Genomic DNA, 23,545 nt, shown 5'->3' with positions numbered 1-23,545 from the left:
GCTGAAAAAATTGGATGGGCTTAATTTACATGCCGGTAAATCGAAGATTATTGGATTACCTTGCGATTTTGGAGGTGAAGTAAATTTTGTCCTTCTGACTGTAGAATATTGCTGTTTCAAGCGCAAGGTTATTTGCATGTTGCTTCAAAAAGCATTGCATCTGAATGAATTTGTATCAATGTAATAGGTTAGTAATCAACGTGGTTTTTGTTTTTTTAGCGCGTCCTGTCGTAGATGTTTTATCTATCCCGAAGCTTGGATGCTGACGACCAATTGATATCCCGGAAATAGAAAGAAGCCACAGTTCTTTAGGTTTTGAATTGTGGCTTCTCTTGTTTTTAATTTAATGCGTTGTTTCTGGCTTGTTATTCTTTAGAGCTGATTTTAGAATATAGAATCCAATGAAACCTGCAGCGATTGAACCGAAGAAGATACCAATTTTGGCCTGATCCATCAGTCCGCGGGTCTCAAATGCCAGACTGGAAATAAACAGGGACATGGTGAATCCTATGCCACCCAGGAAACTTAATCCAATAAAAGCTTTCCAAGGAATCTTTCGAGGTTTTACAGACAGTTTAAGTTTTACTGCTAACCATGAAAAGAGAGATATGCCAACGGCTTTACCCATTATCAGGCTGACAGCAATTGCAATTGAAAACTCATTTAATATGGCTCCGCTTGAGAGGGGGGAGCCCGGGGCAAAAATGGTAACCCCGGCATTGGCAAGCGCAAATAGGGGCAGGATTAGGTAATTGACAACCCCGCTAAGATTGTGCTCAATCATTTGCAAAGGACTTTGTGTCTTTTTTACCAGGGTTTCTACATGGTCGATAGCTGCCAGTTGTTTGTTACTCATCACAAACTTTCGGTCATCCTTCGGAAGTGATGAAAAGTGTTTGAGCCCTTCTTTTATTTTTGGCATAAATTCATTGATGGCAATCTTGGGGCGCATGGGAATTGCAAAAGCTACTAAAACGCCGGCGATAGTGGGGTGAATTCCGGATTTTAAGAATAACAGCCAAATGATAAAGCCCAGGTAGGTATAGAAGTATAGGTTCTGGATATTGAAATAGTTGGCAATAAAAAGAATGACCAGCAGTCCCAGCGCAAAATAGAGGTAATACCACAAAATTGTATGACTGTAAAACAGCGCAATGACCAGTACCGCTCCTAAATCGTCAACAATAGCCAGTGCTGTCAGGAATACTTTAAGACTTAGCGGCACTTTCTTGCCCAGGATGCCCAGTATTGCCAGGGAAAATGCAATGTCTGTGGCCATGGGGATTCCCCAGCCCTGGCTCATTTCGCCTGTAAACCCAAAGCTCAGAAAAATGGCTATCGGTACTACCATCCCTCCAATGGCTCCAAATACCGGGAATATGGCTTGCCTGAAGGAGCTTAATTCTCCTGCCACAAATTCTCTTTTTATTTCGAGACCGACTACAAAAAAGAAGATGGCCATCATGCCATCATTGATCCAGTGAAGTACGGATTTTTTTAGTTCAAAAGGTTCAAGTCCCAGTATGAAGTCGTATTCCCACATTGACTGGTAATATTCTTTCATTGGGGAATTGGCCCATAATAAAGCCAGAAATGTAACAAACATCAATAGTACGCCACCACTGGTGACGTTGCGAATAAACCATTGGAAAGGATCAACCAGGTTAGAGTTGAGACGGATTCTTTTGTTTTTCATGCGTAAAAAAATTCTTTTTATGGCCGTATGCCTCCCTGTCGGCAAACAGGGAACTCGTCCCGAGCAATCGGAACTCGGTTCATTTAAGGTAGATTTGACTTTAAAAGCTCGCTAATAAAATTTTCGTTTAGGTCTGTTCAATAAAGTGTTTCTATGTCTTCATGTCATCCAGGTCTTTTGGTGAATTGATTATTAAATTATGCATAAATGTCCATATGTATATTTTAGGATGCAAATATAGACGGATATAATTGAATTATGAAGGTTTGTTAACAAAAAGCTACCCATTTGTTGATATTTTAATGCTCGATCCCGCTGTTGCGTTAAACTATCCTAAAAGAAAGATCTGACAGGATAATGAGGTACGAACCCTTTTACCTTTGCGCCTGTCAAAAAGTTACTTCTCTTTTTTAAATCTTTAGTTTATGTTTATCTTCTATGCAATGGTCGTAGTCTTTGTTGTGGGCTACGGACTTATCGTTTTTGAGCATGTCAACAAAATAGATAAAGCAGCCACAGCCTTGTTTACAGGGGCTCTTTTGTGGACTTTATTGGTGATAGATGCGCCCTCCATCATGCATTTGCATCTTAATTCCAATTGGATGGAATATTCCTCCGAATTTGGGATGGGGGGACCGGAGCATGTTATGGATTTTATAACCCAGCATGCCGTGATTGAGCATTTGGGAGATGTCGCGTCCATTATTTTCTTTCTGCTCGGGGCAATGACTATTGTTGAAGTTATTGACCGCTACCAGGGATTCAGGATCATCACAGACCGCATTCATACCACTAATCGCATTAAGTTACTTTGGATTATCAGTATTCTTACATTTTTTATTTCAGCGGTATTAGATAATCTTACTACTACCATTGTAATGATCGCCCTGCTTCAAAAATTGCTGTCCAAACAGGATAATCGCTGGTTGTTCTCGGGTATGGTGGTTATTGCAGCCAATGCAGGTGGGGCATGGTCACCTATGGGTGATGTCACAACCATTATGTTATGGATTGGCGGACAAATAACGGCAGCAGGCATTGTAAAAACACTTATCCTTCCAAGTTTGATTACCATGCTGGTACCACTTGGCATTTTATCTGTTGTTATGAAGGGTGCTACTAACAGACCACTTTTAGAAGCCGATGAATCAGCAGAATTTGTTCCTTTTAATGATCGTCTTGTTATTCTCATTCTGGGGATTATGGCTCTTGTTGCGGTACCCGTATTTAAAGGCCTTACCCAATTGCCTCCTTTTCTTGGGATGTTGTTTGGCCTGGGGGCACTTTGGATGTATACCGACAGTCGACTTAAAAGAACCAATGTTTTGGATAAGAGGAAATTGAGTATCGTAAAAATACTGGAGCGGGTTGATGTGGCTTCCATTCTCTTCTTTCTTGGTATCTTGCTCGCTGTAGCTGCTCTGCAAACGGCGGGGCACCTTAATTTGGTGGCTCAGTGGCTGGATAATAATGTATCTAATATTTACGGTATTAATATTATAATTGGCTTTTTATCGGCTGTGGTGGATAATGTTCCGCTGGTTGCTGCTTCTATGGGAATGTATGAGGTTCCTCAGGTTGCAGATATGGCGACTATGTCACATTTCTTTGTGGATGGCAACTTCTGGTCATTTCTGGCTTATTGTTCCGGAACTGGCGGGAGTGTACTGATTATCGGGTCGGCTGCCGGAGTGGCTGCCATGAGCATGGAAGGTATCCCATTCTTTTGGTATGTAAAGCGCATCAGTTTGCTGGCATTAATTGGTTATCTGGCCGGAGCAGGTACATATTTATTGATGTTTGCATAGCAGCATAAAGGCCGCAGGAGAGCTTGGTGTCAAGTCAAGTGTAGAATTTCGGATAAGCTGCCGCTATTTTTCACCTTGTGCAAATCAACAAAAAAGTAAGCATAGCCGTAGCTACGTGAGTCTTTTTTTTGAGAAGTACAAGGTAGAAAGAGCAAGGCCTGACCCGTAAGACTATGCTTGACTTGACACTAGAAGCAATGAAGTACGAAAGCAGGAAAAGGGTGATTTAATAAATTGCCCTTTTCTCTTTATCAGAAAGCAGAGATAACTGCTCCCTGGTATGCTCAAGTTTCTCAGGCGAGCCGATATCAAACCATAGATCGTCTTTGCTTTCGTAACCTTTGAAGGTATTTGATCCGGCAAGACGAAGGTATAGTTCCATGATGGGGAATTTTCCGGTTTCTGTTATCAGGCTAAAGATTTCCGGACTGACAATGTGAATACCCTGGAAACCAAAATTTTTATATTGCTCAGTTTCCCGGCAGATGATTTTTTCTCCGGATTTAATGTTTTGCCAGCCAGCCAGCTGCATCTTCTCATCAAACAAAAGATAGCGGGATGTTGGTCGCTGTTTGACCATCATACTTACAAGTGGTTCAAATTTTTGGTGAAATTGTATGAAGAGGGGGAGATTGGCAGTTGTTACAATATCAACATTGTATAACAATATTGGTTGATTGGGGGTAAATAGAGTTTTGGCTTTGAGCAAGCCCCCTCCGGTATCAAGAAGTTCTTCTGATTCATCGGAAACAACCACTTCCATATTTTGGGGTTGATAGTTATTAATAAATTCGACCATCTTATCTCTGAAATGGTGAACATTTACAACCACCCTGGAAATGCCGGCATTTTCTATTTTTCGCAAAGCCATTTCAAGCATGGTAATGCCGTTAACTTCAACAAGTGCCTTTGGTTTGTCGCTGGTAAGAGGGCGCAGACGAGTTCCCAGGCCTGCGGCAAATATCATTGCGTTCATTTTTTGGTTTTCAGGTTTTATGAAGTGGATAAAAGGTACAGGGCTCAAGGCAGAGGGGGTTGGTTATTAGCGTTTTGATTTTGAAATACTTTCCTTTTCAGTTCAAGATGTTGCATTTTTCTGCCATATTACCCTTCTGCCATTCCATTATCCAACCTTTATAACTTTCTTTCTTTGTCTTTTGCTCCTGACTCTAAGTTCCAGGCTCCTCTTTACTTTCTTCTTCACGTTCCGCTTTCCCTGTGGTCCCGGGAGTGCCAATACTGCGGGCTGCCCGGGCGATAACATGTGCTGCAACAGGCGAAAGAAATACCAGAACGCCAAATACTACAGCGGATTCAAATAACACGAACCAATCAAGAAAAATAAGGTTTACGGCTACCAAAAGGAGGAGAAGTCCCAGAGACGATACTTTGGTAACCACGTGCATGCGGGCATACAGATTCTTAAACCGCCAGATGCCGATTGAGGCAACCAGAACGGTTAGGGCACTTACCAGTAGCATAATAGCTGCAATGTATTCAGTCATTGTTCTTTCTTTTGTTTGTAAAGATATCGGGCGATGATCATGGAACCAAATGCAAGGATAAAGGCTACAACAAGTACCACATCCAATAGCAATTTCTCACGTGCGTAGAGAACATCACAGATCATCATTCCTATAATGATGACCCCTATTTGATCAAGTGCCACAATTCTGTCCGGTAATGTCGGTCCTTTAAAAAGTCTGAAAAAGGGAAATATCAGGCTCAGCGAAAAAATATATAACGCAATAAGCGCTGCGTTTTTTAAAAAGAGATCAGCATTTTCCATATCACAAGGCTTTTGCAAGTAAACTTTCTATTTTTCCGGTTACTTTCAGGAAGTTGTTTCGGTCGCTCCGGTTCAGCAGGTGAACCAGTATGGAGTCATTGGTTTCGTTGATGTCAATACTCATTGAGCCTGGTGTCATACTGATGAGGTTAAACAACAGCACCACGTGCCAATCTTTTTTCAGGCCGGGACGGTATTCAATCAACATCCCATCGTTTCCCTTACTGCCTCGCAGAATCTGCCATGCAATGGCATATCCGGATTCTATCACCTTGAAAGCATAATAGATGAAAAAGTAAATAAAATATAGTGGCTTCATTGATCGTTGATGTTAATTTTCGATTGCATTTGTTTCCTTTGTTCCGTGGCTGACTTTTTAATTTTTGGCAAAATCCCCTGCCCTTAGCATCACCGGAATTATCCGGATTGGACCTCGTTTGGGAGGATTCAGGGGTAAGATACCTACCCTCAATTATTTAGGGAGCGCTGAAAAGCGCATATACTATTAGCTGTTAAAACCTTCAATACTCCGTTAAACTTTTATAAAAGTCTAAAGTTCAAGCTCTTGCGGATGAATAACTCTATGTCTTAAAGCTCAGATTATCAGTGTTATATGATCTATCTTAAATCTTATATCTAAAAGTCTAACGATCTATTGAACCTTAATACACCTCAATAAACACTTAAGTGCAAGGTTATTTCAAAATAAACTCGAATTTCTTTGCACTTGATTATATGAAAATGGCTAATCAAAAGAACAAAATTTACTTCACCGCCACAATCTCGAAGTATCTCAATACTCCTTCGATTGGGCGGCTTTGAAATTCTGCCTTTTTTGACTTTTCCATCAGCTCCTATTTAGTGTTTGCATGAAAATGACAATTGCTGCGTTATGCTTGTCTTTAAAACAGTCATTTACGAAAGTAAACTCCTGAATTTCAGACATCGCAAGCCTTGCACTTGACGCCTTCATGCAAACACAGATGAAAAGCATGAGTTTTCTTGCTGGCACTATTTAGCCTGATAAAATACGTATTTTTCCTTCCATTCGGGCACTTTTGCTTACAATTCCCTTTTTATTATCCTGCCTTTGTCGTACAAATAATTTATTGTCCTTTCAAAACAAAGTTAATATACTCTTCAGGGTTAATAAGAGATTGGGCGGCCTGGGTACAATAGTCCACAACAGGTGTGGCAAAAACCCCTGCAAGCACTATAATCAGAGCCATGGCTCCTGATGCCCAGGTCATCCATCTCACGTTTTCCGGAATTTCGTTTTGTTCTTTTTTAATAGTTATTTCTTCATTTTCAGGTGTTTTTTTCCAAAATACCTCCATCCATATCTTAACCATAGAGAACAGGGTAAAGAAACCTACAAATAGTGCTATCAGGGCAATGATGGTATATTCGGCTTCAATACCGGCTTTAATCAGCAAATACTTGCCAATGAAACCACTCAGTGGTGGAAGACCTGCAAGACTGAAGGCCGATATGAAAAAGAAAACAGCCCACAATGGGTGTTGTTTGTAAAAGTCACCAAGTGTTTTAAGATCCAAAGTGCCTTTCTGTTTGTGAACATAACCTGCTACCAGAAAGGCGTTGGTTTTTGATATCATGTTGTGCGCCAGAAAGAATATGGCGCCTGCCAGTCCTGCAACGGTGAAAAAACCAAGTCCCATAACCACATAACCTACCTGGCTGATGATGTGGAAGGAGAGAACTTTGCGGAATTCGAATTGCGAAGTGGCGGTGATTACTCCGATAACCATGCTTAAAACGGCCACTAAAAGTACCAGGGGCTGCCAAAATTCAGCATTCTGGTGAAAGAATAAGGTGTAAAACCGGATAAGCGAATAAATTCCAACCTTGGTTAGAAGCCCTGCAAAAAGGGCTGTGACCACCGGAGGCGGAGTGTGATATGAAGCCGGCAGCCAGAAGAAGAACGGTACCAAAGCCCCTTTAATGGCAAAACCCACAAATATCAGTATAAAGGCCGGATTCAACTCCGATGGCATGGTGCCAAAATTCATGAGTTTTTGGGCAATGTCTGCCATGTTTAGGGTGCCCAGTTTTCCATATAACAATCCAATGCCGGCCACAAATAAAAATGACGAAATCAAATTCAGGATGAGGTATTTGATGGAACCTTCAAGTTGATTTCGGTCCCCTCCATGGCTCATGAGAATGAAAGAAGCCATCAGCATAACCTCAAACCATACATACAAATTGAAGATGTCGCCAGCAAGGAAACTGCCATTGACTCCCATCAGAATACCAAACGAAAACATGTAAAATCCGAAACTTTTACGGCGTGTATCCAGAGAATGGACGGAATAAGCCATGGCTGCCATAAATACAATGGAAGCCACCAATACCATCAGGGCACTGAAACGATCGGCAATCAGTGTGATGCCGTAGGGGGCTGGCCAGTCGCCCATCTGGACACTTATCATGCCTGTCTGATGGACTTTAAACACCAAAAATACGGAGAGTAGAACATTGAGTCCTGAAGCAGCAACGGCAATGTATTCGCGCCCATGATAATGGCGGAAGAGCAAGGCAAATATCATAAATGCCAGTGGAAGAAAAACGGGTAAAGCTGTTATCATTTCTGGTCGGTCTTACTGAGTTGGTCTAAATCGTGAGTTCCCGTGGTTTCAAAATATTTGTATTTCAGCGCCAGGATGTAGGCTGCAATACCCAGACCTATAACGATGGCTGTAAGTATCAATGCTTGTGGCAGCGGGTCGGTCATTGTTTCTAATGAAGCTTTTTCTGCTTCGGAACCTATGAAACTGACGCCGCTCCTGGTAACGCCTCCGGAGAGGAAAATAATGAGGTTTGTGGCATTGCTGATGACAAAAACCCCGAGAATTAACTTAACGATGCTGCGACGCAACAGAAGGTAAACGCCGCAGGCATATAGTAATCCGATAAATATGGCTATTACGAGTTCCATTTCAGTACATCCATTATGTTAGTAAAAATTGAAACAATGACTCCAAACACCAGAACAAAAACGCCAATGTCAAACAAAAGCGGGGAGCCCAAATACAATCCTGCAACATCAAACCACATCCCTGTTAGTGGCGGGTTGCCAAACATCATGGGAAGTATGGTCGCAATAAACGAAATCAGCAAACCGGAGCCGATGATGTAGCGTGGGTTTGTGCGAAGCTTCTCCAAAACTTTTTCGGAGCCAAACACAATGCCATACAGCAGAAATCCGGCAGAAGCAATGATGCCTGCAATGAATCCTCCACCCGGCCGGTTGTGCCCTCTGAATAAAAGGAAGAAAGCAAACCCAACCATAATGTAAAGAAACAGTGTGACTATTTTTTCCAGTATAAGGTTTTTCATTTTTTTGTGTTTTTGTCTTTCAGATCAAATCTCAGCAGGGAGAATACTCCGGCTGCTGCCAATCCAAGAACGGTTATTTCTCCGAGCGTATCCAGGGCTCTAAAATCCACCAATATCACATTGACAATGTTTCGTCCATGACCTTCAAGAAAACTATTTTCAGCGAAGAATTCTGATACCGGAGTTTCCAGATTGATGAATCGCGCCTTCAGTACGATCAATGTAATCATAACACCCACTCCGGCAGCAATCAGAGCATCCCGTACACGGCTCTTTTTACTTGAGAGAACTGCAAAGTCGGGGAGATGATAAATCACCATCACAAAAATGACCATTATAACGGTTTCGGCCAGAAACTGCGTGATGGCCAAATCTACGGCACCATAGAGCATGTAAAGAACTGAAATGCCATATCCGAGTACTCCGAGTGATATGATGGCGGAAATGCGGGACTTTGTGAAAATTGCAAAGATTACCCCCATCATGGCCACCAATAAAACCACGATTACGTGTATTTGAAGTGGAGAGACTTGTTTGACAGGAAACCAGCCGTCATCCGCACTAAACAGCTGATATATCACAAGTACAAAAGTGGCTGCAAAGAAGGTCATCAGGTAATATCGATGATAACCATGCTGAATACGATTGGTGTGTTTACCTGCAAAACTGAGATAATTCTTAATGAGTTTGTTGAAATGGTCGGGCAGGTGATACTGGTCGGTCCAACCAATAATGATTCGTACCAGTTTGCCAATTGGGCGTCGGAATACAAATATTAATACACCCATTGCAACAGTGAATATACTGAGCAGTAATACCTGGTTAAAACCATGCCAGAGCGCCAGATCTATATCTACTACTTCCGATTGAATGAAGTACATGGCATTGGCCATTGTGTCTTCAAGCCAGCCCGGGGCCATCCCTAATCCCAGACCTACAAGTGCCAGGGCTACAGGACCAGCGAGAAAGTTGCCGGGCAGTCGTTTTTCCGGTTGCTTCAGGGCAATGGGTTTTTTATTGCGACGGGACAAAAATATTTCATAAAACACAAGCACAGATATGGCAACCATCATCATATTGGCTGCTACTCCCAGGGGGATGACCAACCAGGAGAGTTCGGGTATCTGCACTTTTGCGTCGTAAATCAGCTCTTTGCCGATAAAACCCAGCATGGGCGGAAGTCCCGACATGCTCAAAAGCGCCAAAATACCTGCAATGCTGGTTATGGGCATGGTTTTTAGCAATCCTCCCAGTTTGTCGATGTCGCGGGTTCCGGTGTTTTTGTCTATGATACCGGCCACCATGAAAAGACCACCTTTGTACAGACCATGCACAATGAAAAAGATCAGTGCCGCTTTTATGGAGGCAGAAGTATTCATTCCTATCAGCATAACCATGGTACCCAGTGCACTGATGGTTGTGAATGCCAAAATGCGTTTTAAATCTTTTTGACCCAATGCGAAGAAAGCGCCAATAAACATAGTGATACCTCCCGCCAGAATAAGGGCACTTTTCCACAAAATAGTGCCCCCCAGAACGGGGTTTAGTCTCAATAACAGAAAGATGCCGGCATTGACCATGGTGGCTGAATGCAGATAAGCACTTATGGGGGTTGGAGCATTCATGGCGCCAGGTAACCAGAAATGAAAGGGAAACTGTGCCGATTTGGTGGCAACGGCCACAGAGACCAGCAGAAATACCAGATGGTAATCGGAATGAGCGCCAAAGCGAAATCCTTTATCATACAGTTCGCTCAGACTGTATGTGCCTGCCAGATTGCCAATAAGTATCACGGCAAACAAAAGACACAGTCCGCCAAAGGCTGTCAGTAAAAGTGCCTGAAGTGAAGCTTGTCGCGGTTTTTCCTTGTCGTGATCAAACCCTATGAGGAAAAACGAGGTGATACTGGTAAGTTCCCAGAAAATAAAAAGAGCCAGCAGGTTGTCGGCAAAAACCAGACCCAGCATGGCTCCCATAAACAATACAAGAAAAAAGTAAAACTTGGTACGCCCGGCATATTTGGCCATATAAAATGACGAATAGCCCAATACCAGGCCCCCAATACCACTGACCATCATACCAAAAATAAGGCTTACCCCGTCAATGCGGAAAGTGAACTGCATCTCCGGTAAAAAGCCGAAGCCTGTTTCTATTATGCGGGAAGTCTGGTCGGGGAGGGTAAAAAACAGGATGGTAAGTGCACCAAATAACGCAAATGGAACAAGAGCAAGAATTCGTCCCGTATAGTTCTTAAACAAGGGGCGCAAAAGGGGCACCATCAGGCCCATCAGAAATATTAAGCCTATCAATACTATCGCCAGTTGTTCCATATGTTATGGTTAAATTTTTTCTGCTTTACAAAGTTTGTCTTTCTTCTTGGCTGTGTGCCCGCACTTCTTGCATTCAAACTTATGTGAGGGCTTCAATTCTTTTTCTTTGTTTGATTTACACTTCTTCTTACTCATAATCGTTCTCTTTTGTCGTTCCCTGTTAAGGAGGTTTCGGGTTTGATACCTCCGAATTTCTTACTCTCCTTTAACTCCTGAAGTGTTTCTTTTGTTTGGGGTACGGAATAATTTGCTTTATTCCCTTGGCCATGCCGGCATTTCCATATGTTTGAGCTCTACCTTTACAGGATAATTCTTGCGTAAGTAGAGGGCCAGATTTTCGGCACAATAAACCGAGCGGTGCTGGCCTCCTGTACATCCAAAGTTAAACATCAAATTCTTGAACCCACGTTCGAGGTATTTGGTTACCGACTGGTCGGCCAGTGTAAATACGCTCTTTAGATAAGTACTCATTTCGTCTTCTTTCTCAAAAAAGGCAATGACTTCGGGGCTCAGTCCGGTTTTACTTTTATATTCTTCGTAACGTCCGGGGTTATGAATGCATCGGCAATCGAACACAAATCCACCCCCATGCCCCGAGCTGTCAACAGGAATTCCTCTGCGGTATGAAAAACTGTTGATGCTAATCGTTAATTGGGTGGAGACACTTATCTGTTGCAATTGTTCGGAAAGAGTCACCTTTTCGAGGGCATCCATCAGTGCCGGCAATTTTACCGGTAACGAGAAATTATTAAGAATGTATTTCAGGTTCTCAAGGGCATAGGGAATACTTTTCAGAAAATGTTCTTTTTTTTCGTAAAAGCCCCTGAAGCCATACGCTCCCATGGCCTGCATAATGCGGATGAGGACATATCCCGTAAAGAAATTACGAAAAGCATCTTCATCAATATTGGTTTTTTCTTTTACTTTCGAGATGTAAAAATCGAGCAATTCCTCACGCACCTCATGTGGCAGGTCGGCTTTGGCATCGTAAAGCAACGAGGCCAGATCGTACTGCAAAGCTCCCCGGCGCCCGCCCTGATAGTCGATAAAGGCCGGACCATTTTCGGTGACCATGATGTTTCTCGACTGAAAATCGCGGTAGAGAAAATAATTGCTTTCGGCCTGTTGCAGATAATCGGCAAAAGCATTGAAATCATCCTCCAGCAACTGTTCATCGAAAGGGATTTTGGCCAGCTTAAGGAAATAGTATTTAAAGTAGTGGAGGTCCCACAGCATGGATTGTTTGTCGAAGCTGTGACGCGGGTAGCAGTATCCGAAGTCCAGGCCTTTAGCACCTTCTACCTGAAACAGGATCAGGTTCTCGAGCGATTGTTTGTAAAAATCTATAATGTTATCCGGAATGGTTTTCCCGGTTCGGGAAGTCGAAAGCCAGTCGTAGAGGGTCGTGTTGCCAAAGTCCTCAAGCAGGTAGCAATCCTCTGATTCGTTGACACGATAGATCTCCGGAACCGGAAATCCCAGTTTTCTAAAATGATTGCTGAAAGCCAGAAATGCCCGGTTTTCTTTCACATCGTTATTGATGGCTCCGAGTACATTTTTGGAGGCACTTGTAATGCGGAAATAATGTCGGCTTGAACCCGATGGGGGCAATGCCGTAAAGCTCTCAACCGATTCGTCGGCCCATTCTTTAAACAGTTGCTTTAGTTGAGGAGGATATGAATTTTTCAAAATGATATCGGTTTAAAAAAGTGAGAATGGAAAAAGGTTAATGTATTTCATCCAGGCAAACAGTACCACAAAAAGCAGTGCCGGCAACAAATCAGTTACTTTGATTTTTCCCAGTTTAAGAATGTTGATGCCCAAGCCTATCAGCAAAACACCACCTGTGGCGGTTAGTTCATTAACCACCTGCTCTGCAAAGAAATTACCCAGCCACATCGACAAGAGTGTGATGCCCCCCTGGTAAACCAGTAGCGGAACAATAGAGAATAATACGCCTATGCCCATAGCGGCAGACAAGGCCATGGCTGCAAATCCGTCGAGCACTGCTTTGGTAATGAGCAATTCGGGACCGTTACCCACACCCTCGTCGATGGCGCCCAAAATGGTGAGAGACCCCATGCAAAATAGCAGAAACGCAGTGATCAACCCCTCGGTAAAACGTTCGTCCTGAAAACGAAACTTATGTTTTAGAGACTCAGACAGGCCTTCGATGCGTTCTTCAAGCCGGATAGCGCCACCGGTGATGCCGCCAAACAAAAGCGCCAATACCACTACTATGATCCATTGGCTCTCCTGAAACATGGAAACACCCAGGCCGATGGTGAAGAGACCGATACCATGAAATACAACTGTTACCACCCGTCGGGGCAAACGGTGCCTGAACATAATGCCGAGCAAGCTACCGGCAATTACAGTCGCTACATTGACCAAAGTTCCTGTCATTTATAGGTATTTTATTGGATGCGCTGCAAAAATAAGGTTCCACGGGCTAAGAAAAAAGAAAAAAAGAAAAAAAGGGGTACAGGGTGGAAGGGCAGTGTCACAAAACCCGAAGCTCTTAACCCAAAACCAAAAAAAAGCTCCAAAAATATATTGTAACCCCGCCTTGAATAAAAAAACTTTCCGAAAAGGCATTGCACGCGTGCATTGGCTCAAAAAAATATCCCTAAACACATTGCACGTCTGTTTTGGCTTAAAAAAGTTTCCGTAAACAGATTGCACATGAGCATTGGTTCAAAGAAACTTTCCGGAAAGGCATTGCACGCGTGTATCGGCTCAAAAAAATCTCCAAAAACAAATTACACGTCTGCTTTGTCTCAAAAAAATCTCCATAAGCAGATTGCACATGTGCATTGGCTCAAAAAAATATCCGGAAAGGCATTGCATTTTATCCTGCCCCCTCGTTGCAAACGAGGGGGAGTGGGCCGGGCAGACAATTATTTTTAATATATGTTTAATGATTTGGAGGATAAAGTATTTATATACACCAAACTAATCGGCATGTAGTATAATGATGAATAGTAATTGTAAAACAAATTTGGAACAATATTCCAACGGTTTGGTCAACCGGTCGTCTATACTAATTGAATACTTTGTTAAAAATTGGTATAGATGTCATCCAGTCTTGAATATAAAAGTGATTTAAAGATTTTGATTAAGGAGCAAACCGGCTCAGTTTCCATTGAAGATGTATTGTCTTTCTCCAATCACCTGGCCCAAAAAGACAATGTTCTTAAAGAAACGGCGGGATTGATTTTCGATTGCCGGAATGCTTTGCTGGATTATGACTTAGATGAGCAAAATCTCCTAACCAATAATTTGCGGACAAGAGCAAATTTGTATAACAACCTCAAAATAGCCGTAGTATCCAATGATCCACACAATGTGGTGCTAATTATGATGCTTGGACATGCTGACAACAACTTGTTCATTACTCCCTTCTCGACCATTCAGGGGGCCATTGCCTGGATGAGTCGACATAAAAGCTCCGTGAAGTGAAGGGCAAAACTGCAGTGTAGGTGCTTCAGCAAAAATCAACCCCTTGTTTAAGGGAATAGAGAACTATGTGTATTAGGAGGCGTGTTCATAATCCGATAATCCACTTTTACGCAGATTTTTTTCGTAAATTGTACAGGCACTAACCATGAGTTGAATCAATAATCTCAAATCCGCTCATGAACTTTCAATTTGCAGATAGTGGGATGGGTAAGTGGTTGGAGAAACACTTTTCTTCAACAGGAGATTCTTTAGAGGATCTCGCTCAAAAAAAACGCTTCGTATACTTTCTTGCTCCGGGCATTCCATTCCTGATATTTATGGCATTTGTATTCTGGAATTTGCAACTGTATAAACTTACTGTCTGGATGAGCATTTTCATACTCATTGAATTGATTATTTTGATGCTATTTCTGATTATAAATCGTAAAACAAACATATTTGCACTGGTTAACCTCTATTTTTATGTGCTTTTTTCCTTTGCTGCGGTGCTTTATTTTGGAGGTATTTTATACTCGGGCGGAGTTGTTTTTATTGGTCTTGCAGGTGCCCTTAATGCCTTATCTTTTTTGAAACCAGGTCAAATCCGGTATATCTTTATTGTTTATATTTCTTCGGTTATTGTTGCAGCATTCTTACAGCCGTTTCTTACTAAAGTTCCCGAAATTACACCGACCATAAATCATATTCTTTTTGTACTTCACTTGCTTGTTGTGGCCAAAGTTTTTTACGACCATCTTAATAATTACATTCAGGAGCGTATTCGTGCCCAAAAAATGGAAGCCGAGCATTTAAAAGAAATGGATAAAATAAAAACCAACTTTTACACCGGGATAACTCATGAATTCAAAACGCCTCTTACTGTAATTCTTGGGTTAACCAACCCGGATACTAAAATATCGAAAACAAGTTTTTCGAACCCTATTCCAATGATCCGAAGAAATGCTATCCGGCTTCTTCAATTGATTAATCAGATGCTCGATCTTTCAAAACTTGAAGCACAAACGATGGAGGTCAATAATACCCAAACTGATGTTATCCTCTATTTTCGTCAGCTTATTGAACCTTATAAGCATTTAGCCAATGGAAAGAATATTGACTTAAATTTTCAAACTGCGTCAAAGGAGTTAATTATGGATTTTGATCCTGAAAAGCTGGAATCTTTAGTGGGGAATCTTTTAATAAATGCGATTAAGTATTCTGAGGAGAATGCGCACATCCGTTTTAAGGTTTCGGAACTCAGTGAAGATTTTAAGCTTGATGGTCTGGGATATTCATTATTTCCCCATAAAAGATACTTCCAGGGTCGTGTACTGAAACTGGTAATAAAAGATACCGGAATTGGCATTTCAAAAGAGGAAATTCCTTTTATATTTAACCGGTTTTACAGGGTTAACAGAAACAATGAAGAACATAATGAGGGGGCTGGAATTGGATTACTTTTAGTAAAAGAAATTGTAAAGTTGCTAAACGGAAATTTATTTATTAGCAGCCAACCCGGTGAAGGAACTACAATTGTTGTTCTGCTGCCCGTCACAAATAAGGCTGCTCAAACAGAACCAACCAATGAATATGCTCAAAGCGCAGGCAATGAATTAAAAAATCCGGAATTCCAAACCCCCCAAACGAAATCCCGAAAGGAACTACCGCATTTATTATTGATTGAAGATAACGATGACGTAGTTTCCTATCTGGAAACGGTGACCAGCAAATATTATCAAATTGAGCGGGCTGTAAATGGGATTCAGGGAATTGATATCGCACTTAAAAGAGTTCCTGACATTATTGTTTCTGACATTTTAATGCCCGGTAAAAATGGGTACGAGGTGTGCAAAACGCTGAAAAAAGACTTCAAAACAAGTCATATTCCAATTGTTCTTTTGACAGCTAAGAGTGATGAGTCATCACAGATTGAGGGATTTGAAACGGGGGCAGATGCCTATATTACCAAGCCTTTTAATCCCCGCGAACTATTGGTGCGTTTGCAAAAGCTGATTGAAAACCGCAATCAATTAAAAGCCAAATATAAAACGCTGGCCATAGTATCAGATATTCATCAGGAAAAAGAACCGGGGCCCGATGAGCAGTTTCTGATGAAAACCAGGGAAGTGCTTGAAAAACGTTTTTCGGATGAAGATTTTAATCCTGTTGAACTTTCCAGGCAGCTGGGGATGTCTCGCTCTCAACTGTTCCGAAAAATAAAAGCATTAACTGGCTTGTCGGCATCAAATCTTATAAGCTTCTACCGGATATCTGTTGCCTGGGAAAAAATTCAAAAAACCAATTTAAGTATCTCGGAAATAGCTTACAAGGTTGGGTTTAAAGATCCTGCTTATTTTTCAAGGATTTTTACCAAAGAATTTGGGGTGACACCAAATTCTTTGCGTCAAAAACATTCGAATTAGTCTCCTCACCACTTAGCAACTCGAAATTAACCTCTCGTCCAGAATTCAGGGTTATGTGCAAGGCTTTGCAACAATAGTGCAAGGTAATTTTCTGGTATTCAGCTAACTTTTCGGTGAAACTAAAAATACCTTTACCATGAAAAGATTAGTATTATTGATCGCATTGATACTTCTTGTATCTTGCGATAACGAAAACACCTTTTTCGAAGACGAGTTACAGGAAATGACTAAGTCGGCTACGAAACAAGCATTCCCTGATGTTATTGAGCTCCCCGACGGATTTCAGCCGGAAGGAATTGTTACTGGCCCCAGACACTGCTTTTATGTGGGCTCCCTGGCAAGTGGACAGATTTACAAGGGTAACCTGCAAACCGGAGAAGGAAAGATTCTTTACGCTCCAGCTGGAATGGATCAGACAGTAGGCCTTTCTCTTGATCCCAGAACCGGCTATTTGTATGCGGCCAAAGGTTTTTGGGGATCGGGTGCGGTGTATGATTCAAATACAGGTGACCTCGTTGCATCTATTCCCTTCGCAGAGCCCTTTACTGCAATGATCAACGATGTAGTGGTTACAAGGGAGGCGGTCTACTTCTCCAGTTCACTTGAGCCGGTACTATATAAAGTTCCTCTTTTAAACAATGGAAATTTGCCCGAAACTGCTGAAGCAATTGCTTTGCCGTTAACCGGCGATTTCAGTATGGAACCAAATCCGGCGATTCCACAACTTGGGGCTTTTGCCAACGGAATCGATGCGACACCCAACGGCAAGCATTTAATTCTGGCTAATACCGGCCGGGGTGAATTGTATAACATAAATCCCTCTACAGGAGAAGCTTCGCTGATTGATTTGGGAGGAGCATTGCTTCCTTTCGCAGATGGGATTCTGCTTGACGGTAAGATGCTTTACGTGGTTCAGAACATGTTGAATCAGGTAACTGAAATAAGGCTGAACGAATACTTTGTTTCCGGAACCCTGGCAGGCACCATAACCGATGATAATTTTGGTATCCCAACCACTGTTGCCGAATTTGGTGACCGACTTTATCTGGTAAATGCACATTTTGATGTAGCTCCACCAACAGGAAGTTATCCTGATGTAGAATTTGAAGTTGTTGCTGTTCCAAAATATGAGTAAGAGTGTTGTAATGAGTTAACTTTCATGATAGATAAAAGGCTGCCTCAAAAGTCTATATTTGATGTCATTCTGTGCTTGTCGAAGAATATTTTCGTTCGACAAACAGATGTTCTGCTTGCGCTCAACATGACACTCTTTTGGTGTTTTAAACTTTTGGGACAGCCCCTTTTAAGTTAATAAACGTCGACGAGCTGGGTTTCTCTCTGACAATTGGAGTATTAGCATCGGATGACGTTCCACATTTTTTTTTAAATGAACGATTGTATCTGGAAATAAAACCCTGGTGTAAGGGATAAAAACCCCTTGTGCAGGGGGTAATAACCCCTTATTGAAGGGATTTTGCTGATTTGATACAAAATAGAGATGAGCAGTAATTGAAAGAGCAATAGATTGATTAAAATTGGAAGTTGTAGAGATGCTATTTCATCAAAAAGAATACCGGCCCTTTTAAAAAAAACGACCGGTACACAATTGGTTATGAGACAAACACTTATTATTTCTTGTGGAATATCAATTCCCACATTTGGTAATCTTTATTTGCTTGACCATGGTATATTTTTATCTCGGCGCCATTCATATTGGTGCGGTCGCTTCTTAGGTGAATGTATTTTCCGGTTCCTTTGTGTCGGATTTTGTATGCTCTTGGTTTTCCGGCATATTCAAAGGTAAACAGCTGATTGTCTGATCGCTTTTGGTCGAATGCAAACAATTGTTCTCCAACTTTTCTGGCAGTAAGTACACGGCTGCTTTCATGACCGGGACGAATCAAAAATTCATCACTTTCTGAAAGGCGCGCAAATTTGTAAACCCTGTCTCCCTCCTGTTTACCCATGGTATAGGATCGGAGTTTATTTCCACTGATGTCAGGAAATTTTCCGGGAAAATCCCAATATTTATCGGCTGCAAATGATTTGACGGCATAAAAAGCTGTTTCCGGGAATGCAATGTTTTTGGGGTCGAATTCTTCCAGTTTCCATTTCTGGTTTTCTTCCCCTGTAAAATCGTTTAGAGAAATTACTGCATCTTCCTGTGTGTCCGTTCCTCCGGGTGCTGTAAGATACTGGTCTGTTTTTCGAATTTTAATATAATAGTACCCATCTTCATCATCAACGGGCTCAAGTTTAAAATCTTTTCCCGGATTTATTTCATTACCTGCATGCAGATTTATATAATCCTGAGTTTTTGACAGGTGCAGGAAAGTGGGGTAATGCTGAGGCTGAATCCGGACAAATTCAGGGTTTTCTTCATTAGGAATTAATTTTATTATTCTATCAAAACCCTGCTTGTCTTCATACCTGGAATCTTTTCTATTCAGTTTTAACTTCGAATACTTTTTGGCATTCAGGTTAGAGCCGTCAAAATCCCAAAATAAGCCGCAGGCTTTGTTTTTTACCATGTAGGCATCATCTTTTAGGGAAACAACATTGGCCATTTTTGCTGGTAAAGGGTAATCCTGCAGCAATTTATTAAAAGCGGCTTTTAATTCATTTTTTCTTGCTTCTGTTTCGGCAAGTTCCCATATTGGGCGTAAACTTCCTTCTTCAAAATCACAAAGAACAGGTGCTTCAGCAATGCCACTTGCCCATTTTTCATAAGTGACAGGATCGTTGATGTTATTGGCATATTCCGAATTTCCACCTACAACCGTTAATCGGGTTTTGGTTTTAGAATTAGACAGAGTTTGTTTATGCTTTTTATCCAGCGAAGCATTGGCTGATACAGCGTGATATTTGGCTTCTACAGCCATGCCAATTTCCTCTGTATTTGTTTTAGAGCTCATGACTGTTTTTGTTTTAAAGTCAGCTCGTCCGCCTAAATAAGCTGAAGCAATATAATGGGTGCCGTAAGTTTCGAAAAGGGTTTTCGCGGGCATGTTTTTCAAATCATTGGCAAATCGGGGCTCCAGCATTTCTTTTAGTGGATCAACATAATCGCCTCTAATGTCCAGTGAAATACGCCACTTGGTGTTGGCATCCATGTATGTATGGTAATAATGTTTTTTCATACCTGAGCCGGACTTGTTAAAGCTCGACTCAACAGATCCGCTGAATGCAAAAGCGTCGACAGACAGACCGGCTTTGGCCGAAAGGCTTTGGGCATATTCGCGCATGCTTTCTCCGGAAACGGTTTTGACAATGTGTTCGGATATGTTTTCAACTATGACATTCTTAGGTACAAGATATGTTTTGCTTGTTATTACTTTTTCTTCGTTGTTGGTATATTCGAACAAACAGTAACGTTTCTTGCTCTTTTGATTGGCATATTCGCCAAAAATGTCATATCCATATCCGACAATGTCTGTTCCGGGTGCCAGGTCCTGGGCTAAGGAATTATTCCCTAATAAGATTAACAGTAATGTCAATAGACTTGTAATTCTTACCATAGTTTTTCGGTTTTGAAATTTGAATTATTTTATATCAAGGTTTACTTTTCTTTTAGTTGCATGCCTTTTGACTTTTTGAAAAAGAATTATGAACTGATTTTGCATTTCAATAGATCGGTAGACTTTTAGATATAAGATTTAAGATAACTCATATAACACTGATAATCCGGGCTTTAAGATAAAAAACTCATTTGCTCTCAAGAGCTTGATATTTAAGCTTTTATAAGAGTTTAACGGAGTGTTGGTATTTTATTTTAATAAATAATTAGTCGTTTTCTGTTGGGTAAATATTTATGCCTGGCGAAGTTTCTTTGCGAGGAAAGAAACTTCGCCAGGCAGAGGGGTGTCGGATAAACTGCTTTTGGCTGTAATTAAGATTTATACGAAACCTTCAAAGCATCTCTTCACAGTGTATCCTATTCTTTCTCTTGTTTCGAAAAAGTGAGGGTGGGAATATCTATTTGGCGCCCTCCGCAATTAAATCCGAAACATCAAGTAATAAAATATGGCTATTAAAATGAGTTGTTGCCAGCTATTTCGTTGTCACTTTCCAGTAGTATGTGAGCAAGTTTAATGGTCAGTTTTTTAGTGACTTTTATTGTGGATAAAATGCATTTCGCTTTCTGTTGAAGGCTGTTTTGCGATAAAATTAAACCCCAATTTTTGGGGATTGTTGCCTGTTTTTATTCAGTTTAAGTTTGCACAGTTCAATTTCAGAAAAGGAAGTTTGATGCAGGAAATGAAAAGTGCATGGATTGGTTGCATGAAAAAGTTGTTTGCAGCCTTGTTGTTCGGATTATTAGTTGCGGGTACTCAGGCTCAAAATTCCGGAGCCGGTATTGAGGGAATTGTTACCGATACACAAAATCAGCCATTACCTTTTGTCTCGGTAGTTATAGCGGAGTCATTAAATGGTTCCGCCACAGGTGTTGATGGTCGTTTTGTTATTGATGATGTCCAGCCGGGAAAACACATTCTGCAAATTAAAAACCTCGGCTACAAAGACAATGAAGTTATTGTGGATGTTATAGAAGGCAAAACATCTGAAGTTAAAATTGTTTTACAGGAGTCTTCAGTCGATTTACAAGAGGTGGTTGTGGCTGGTAAAAGCAAGGTGAGACAAGCAAAAGAAATGGCCTATGCCATCAATTCTGTGAATGTAGAATCACTGCACAACAGTAACCAGGATTTGAATCTTGTGCTGAGTAAAACTACCGGGCTCATTGTTCGCGAGGAAGGCGGACTTGGCTCGGGATTTGATTTTGCCATAAATGGCTTGTCAGGCAATCAGGTAAAATTCTTTGTTGATGGTATTCCACTGGTTAGTGCCGGAACATCACTAACATTTAATAACATTCCCGTTAATCTTATTGACCGTGCCGAAGTGTATAAGGGGGTCGTTCCGGTTCATCTGGGCTCAGATGCTCTGGGCGGAGCCGTGAATATCATTACCAAAGAATCGATCAGAAATTTCATTGATGCCTCTTATTCCTTCGGGTCATTTAATACTCACCGAGTTGCTCTTAATGCCAATTATTACAACCAAAGCAACGGATTGACCTTTAATGCCAGAGGCTTTTACAACTATTCGGATAATGATTACAAAGTTGAGGTACAGGTGGTTGATCCTGAGTCCGGAACTTATGGTGAACCTCAGGATTTGCCTCGCTTTCACGATGCATACGAATCGCGAATGATCCAGGTGGAGGGCGGTTTCCGGCAAAGAAACTGGACTGACCTGTTTTTGGTTGGGGCAACCTTGTCGGACAATCACAACGAAATTCAGCATGGTGTGAGTATGGACCGGCCATATGGGGAGGTTTTTCGGGAAGATGAAGTGCTGTCGCCTTTTTTGAAGTATAAAAAAGATGACCTTTTTATAGATGGACTGGATGTAAAAAGCTACCTGTCATACACCGACGGTCAGTTTTTGGTAGCGGATACCAGTTCGCGCAGGTACAACTGGAGAGGGGAATATCAGTTAAACAATGATGAAAATATTGGCGAGGCAAGCTGGCAGAAAACACTGTTCCGGTTCAACGACAAAACGCTTATCGGGAATGCCGGTATACGGTATCAGTTTAAAACCACTCAACACATCGACTTTAATTATACACTTTCATTAGTTAACCGCAAAGGAAGCGATCCGATAAGCAGATACGAAACTGCCTTTAGTCAGCCCAACAAACTGAATAAATCAATTTACGGTCTGTCATATACCGGTAAGTTTTTTAACGAAAAACTCCGCACTACACTGTTTGCCAAATTCTATGATTTTCATTCTCATATGATTGATGTGGATTGGAGTGGGGAACGGACCAATTATTCCTCTGATTACAATAATACCGGTTATGGTGCGGCGGTCACCTGGTTTTTCAGTGAAACCGCACAGTTGAAGACATCCGTGGAGAAAGCATACAGGTTGCCCGAAGGGTACGAGATGTTTGGCGACGGTTTAAACTTGTTGAGCAATCCTGCCCTTGAACCTGAAAAAAGTTTAAATGCCAACTTTGGTATCAATTGGAGCTATCGTGAGGGGATTCACCTGCTTGAAACCGAAGCAAACCTGTTTTATCGTGATGCCAAAGATTTCATCCGCAACCAGGCTGAAGGAGCCACCAGCCGGTATGTCAATCAACGCGATGTGCTGAGTTCAGGAGTGGAAGCTCAAATTCGCTATACCTGGATGCGAAATTATTTTATCAGCATTAACGGTACCTTCCAGAATATCCTCAATAACACAGAATTTGAAGGACAGCGGAAAAGCAATGTATATCTCGACCGGATTCCTAATATCCCTTACCTTTTCGGGAATCTGGCGCTTGGGGCCGAATTTTTCAGCGTTTTATGCGACCACGATCGCATAAGCGGGCAACTGAACTCCCGGTTCGTAGAGGAATATTTTCTGAAATGGCCCAGCCAGGGCGACCCGGAGAGGAAATATGTGATTCCACGGCAGATTTCACACAACGCAGAAATGACCTATTCACTACATGACGGGAAGTACAATGTGGCCTTTGAAGTTAGAAACCTCTTGGATGGCAAATTATACGATCATTTTCGTCTGCAAAAGCCCGGACGCTCGTTTTATGTCAAGTTAAGATGTTATATCTCAAAATGAATTTAATTATTGTCTGTCCATAAAGTACCACTTTATGATCAGATACATGTCTAAAAACA

At 41.6% G+C, this 23,545-nt stretch carries 17 protein-coding genes; 5 read left to right on the top strand and 12 right to left on the bottom strand.

The genetic code is table 11. From position 1 onward, the window contains the following. Nucleotides 1-343: 343 nt before the first annotated feature. On the bottom strand, nucleotides 344-1,696 hold the full coding sequence (gene nhaA / locus DDZ16_RS04075; RefSeq protein ID WP_109263151.1) for a Na+/H+ antiporter NhaA: 1,353 nt from the start codon (nucleotides 1,694-1,696) through the stop codon (nucleotides 344-346). Between the two features lie 425 nt (nucleotides 1,697-2,121). Between nhaA and nhaD the strand changes: the two genes are divergently transcribed. After that, nucleotides 2,122-3,504 (top strand): sodium:proton antiporter NhaD, encoded by a 1,383-nt coding sequence (nhaD, locus tag DDZ16_RS04070; RefSeq protein WP_198416671.1) that lies wholly within the window; start codon nucleotides 2,122-2,124, stop codon nucleotides 3,502-3,504. Between the two features lie 226 nt (nucleotides 3,505-3,730). Here nhaD and DDZ16_RS04065 read toward each other — a convergent pair whose 3' ends face one another. The 10 genes from DDZ16_RS04065 to DDZ16_RS04020 form a co-directional block, all read right to left on the bottom strand. After that, on the bottom strand, nucleotides 3,731-4,480 hold the full coding sequence (locus tag DDZ16_RS04065) for a nucleotidyltransferase family protein (RefSeq protein ID WP_109263150.1): 750 nt from the start codon (nucleotides 4,478-4,480) through the stop codon (nucleotides 3,731-3,733). 193 nt (nucleotides 4,481-4,673) lie between these two features. Next, complete coding sequence (mnhG, locus tag DDZ16_RS04060) at nucleotides 4,674-5,009, bottom strand: monovalent cation/H(+) antiporter subunit G (protein ID WP_109263149.1); 336 nt, start codon at nucleotides 5,007-5,009, stop codon at nucleotides 4,674-4,676. Further along, a complete protein-coding gene (locus DDZ16_RS04055) occupies nucleotides 5,006-5,293 on the bottom strand; it encodes a monovalent cation/H+ antiporter complex subunit F (protein WP_109263148.1) in 288 nt (95 codons plus the stop codon). The genes mnhG and DDZ16_RS04055 overlap by 4 nt, the downstream gene beginning before the upstream one ends. A gap of 1 nt (nucleotide 5,294) precedes the next feature. Beyond that, entirely contained in the window at nucleotides 5,295-5,612 is a 318-nt protein-coding gene (locus DDZ16_RS04050; protein ID WP_109263147.1) for a Na+/H+ antiporter subunit E, read from the bottom strand. 787 nt (nucleotides 5,613-6,399) lie between these two features. After that, nucleotides 6,400-7,902, bottom strand: coding sequence for a proton-conducting transporter transmembrane domain-containing protein (locus DDZ16_RS04045; protein WP_109263146.1), 1,503 nt, complete (start codon nucleotides 7,900-7,902; stop codon nucleotides 6,400-6,402). After that, nucleotides 7,899-8,252: an NADH-quinone oxidoreductase subunit K gene (locus DDZ16_RS04040; protein WP_109263145.1), complete on the bottom strand. Its 354-nt coding sequence runs from the start codon at nucleotides 8,250-8,252 to the stop codon at nucleotides 7,899-7,901. Before DDZ16_RS04040 ends, DDZ16_RS04045 begins: the two co-directional genes overlap by 4 nt. Next, nucleotides 8,240-8,653: an MnhB domain-containing protein gene (locus DDZ16_RS04035; protein WP_109263144.1), complete on the bottom strand. Its 414-nt coding sequence runs from the start codon at nucleotides 8,651-8,653 to the stop codon at nucleotides 8,240-8,242. Before DDZ16_RS04035 ends, DDZ16_RS04040 begins: the two co-directional genes overlap by 13 nt. After that, nucleotides 8,650-10,983: a hydrogen gas-evolving membrane-bound hydrogenase subunit E gene (gene mbhE / locus DDZ16_RS04030; protein WP_109263143.1), complete on the bottom strand. Its 2,334-nt coding sequence runs from the start codon at nucleotides 10,981-10,983 to the stop codon at nucleotides 8,650-8,652. Before mbhE ends, DDZ16_RS04035 begins: the two co-directional genes overlap by 4 nt. 252 nt (nucleotides 10,984-11,235) lie before the next feature. Further along, nucleotides 11,236-12,672, bottom strand: a complete 1,437-nt coding sequence (locus tag DDZ16_RS04025; RefSeq protein WP_109263142.1) for a RapZ C-terminal domain-containing protein — start codon at nucleotides 12,670-12,672, stop codon at nucleotides 11,236-11,238. 12 nt (nucleotides 12,673-12,684) lie between these two features. Further along, entirely contained in the window at nucleotides 12,685-13,389 is a 705-nt protein-coding gene (locus DDZ16_RS04020) for a DUF554 domain-containing protein (protein WP_109263141.1), read from the bottom strand. A 669-nt stretch (nucleotides 13,390-14,058) separates the two neighbouring features. On the opposite strand from DDZ16_RS04020, the gene DDZ16_RS04010 reads away from it, so the two are divergent. The 3 genes from DDZ16_RS04010 (at nucleotide 14,059) to DDZ16_RS04000 (ending at nucleotide 17,982) form a co-directional block, all read left to right on the top strand. Continuing rightward, nucleotides 14,059-14,445, top strand: a complete 387-nt coding sequence (locus DDZ16_RS04010) for a hypothetical protein (RefSeq protein ID WP_109263139.1) — start codon at nucleotides 14,059-14,061, stop codon at nucleotides 14,443-14,445. A 176-nt stretch (nucleotides 14,446-14,621) separates the two neighbouring features. Continuing rightward, on the top strand, nucleotides 14,622-16,847 hold the full coding sequence (locus DDZ16_RS04005) for a hybrid sensor histidine kinase/response regulator transcription factor (RefSeq protein WP_109263138.1): 2,226 nt from the start codon (nucleotides 14,622-14,624) through the stop codon (nucleotides 16,845-16,847). A 136-nt stretch (nucleotides 16,848-16,983) separates the two neighbouring features. Next, nucleotides 16,984-17,982 carry an SMP-30/gluconolactonase/LRE family protein gene (locus DDZ16_RS04000; RefSeq protein ID WP_109263137.1) on the top strand — a complete coding sequence of 333 codons (999 nt, stop codon included), beginning with the start codon at nucleotides 16,984-16,986 and terminating at the stop codon, nucleotides 17,980-17,982. 493 nt (nucleotides 17,983-18,475) lie between these two features. Here the strand turns inward: DDZ16_RS04000 and DDZ16_RS03995 are convergent, their stop codons facing one another. Beyond that, nucleotides 18,476-20,365 (bottom strand): MAC/perforin domain-containing protein, encoded by a 1,890-nt coding sequence (locus DDZ16_RS03995; RefSeq protein ID WP_109263136.1) that lies wholly within the window; start codon nucleotides 20,363-20,365, stop codon nucleotides 18,476-18,478. A 730-nt stretch (nucleotides 20,366-21,095) separates the two neighbouring features. Between DDZ16_RS03995 and DDZ16_RS03990 the strand changes: the two genes are divergently transcribed. Next, nucleotides 21,096-23,486 (top strand): TonB-dependent receptor, encoded by a 2,391-nt coding sequence (locus tag DDZ16_RS03990; RefSeq protein WP_146192193.1) that lies wholly within the window; start codon nucleotides 21,096-21,098, stop codon nucleotides 23,484-23,486. Nucleotides 23,487-23,545 lie beyond the last annotated feature (59 nt).

Origin of the sequence: Marinilabilia rubra (assembly GCF_003121985.1) — a bacterium.
Classification (GTDB): Bacteria; Bacteroidota; Bacteroidia; order Bacteroidales; family Marinilabiliaceae; genus Marinilabilia; species Marinilabilia rubra.
This window is presented reverse-complemented; position numbering and strand designations above follow the sequence as displayed.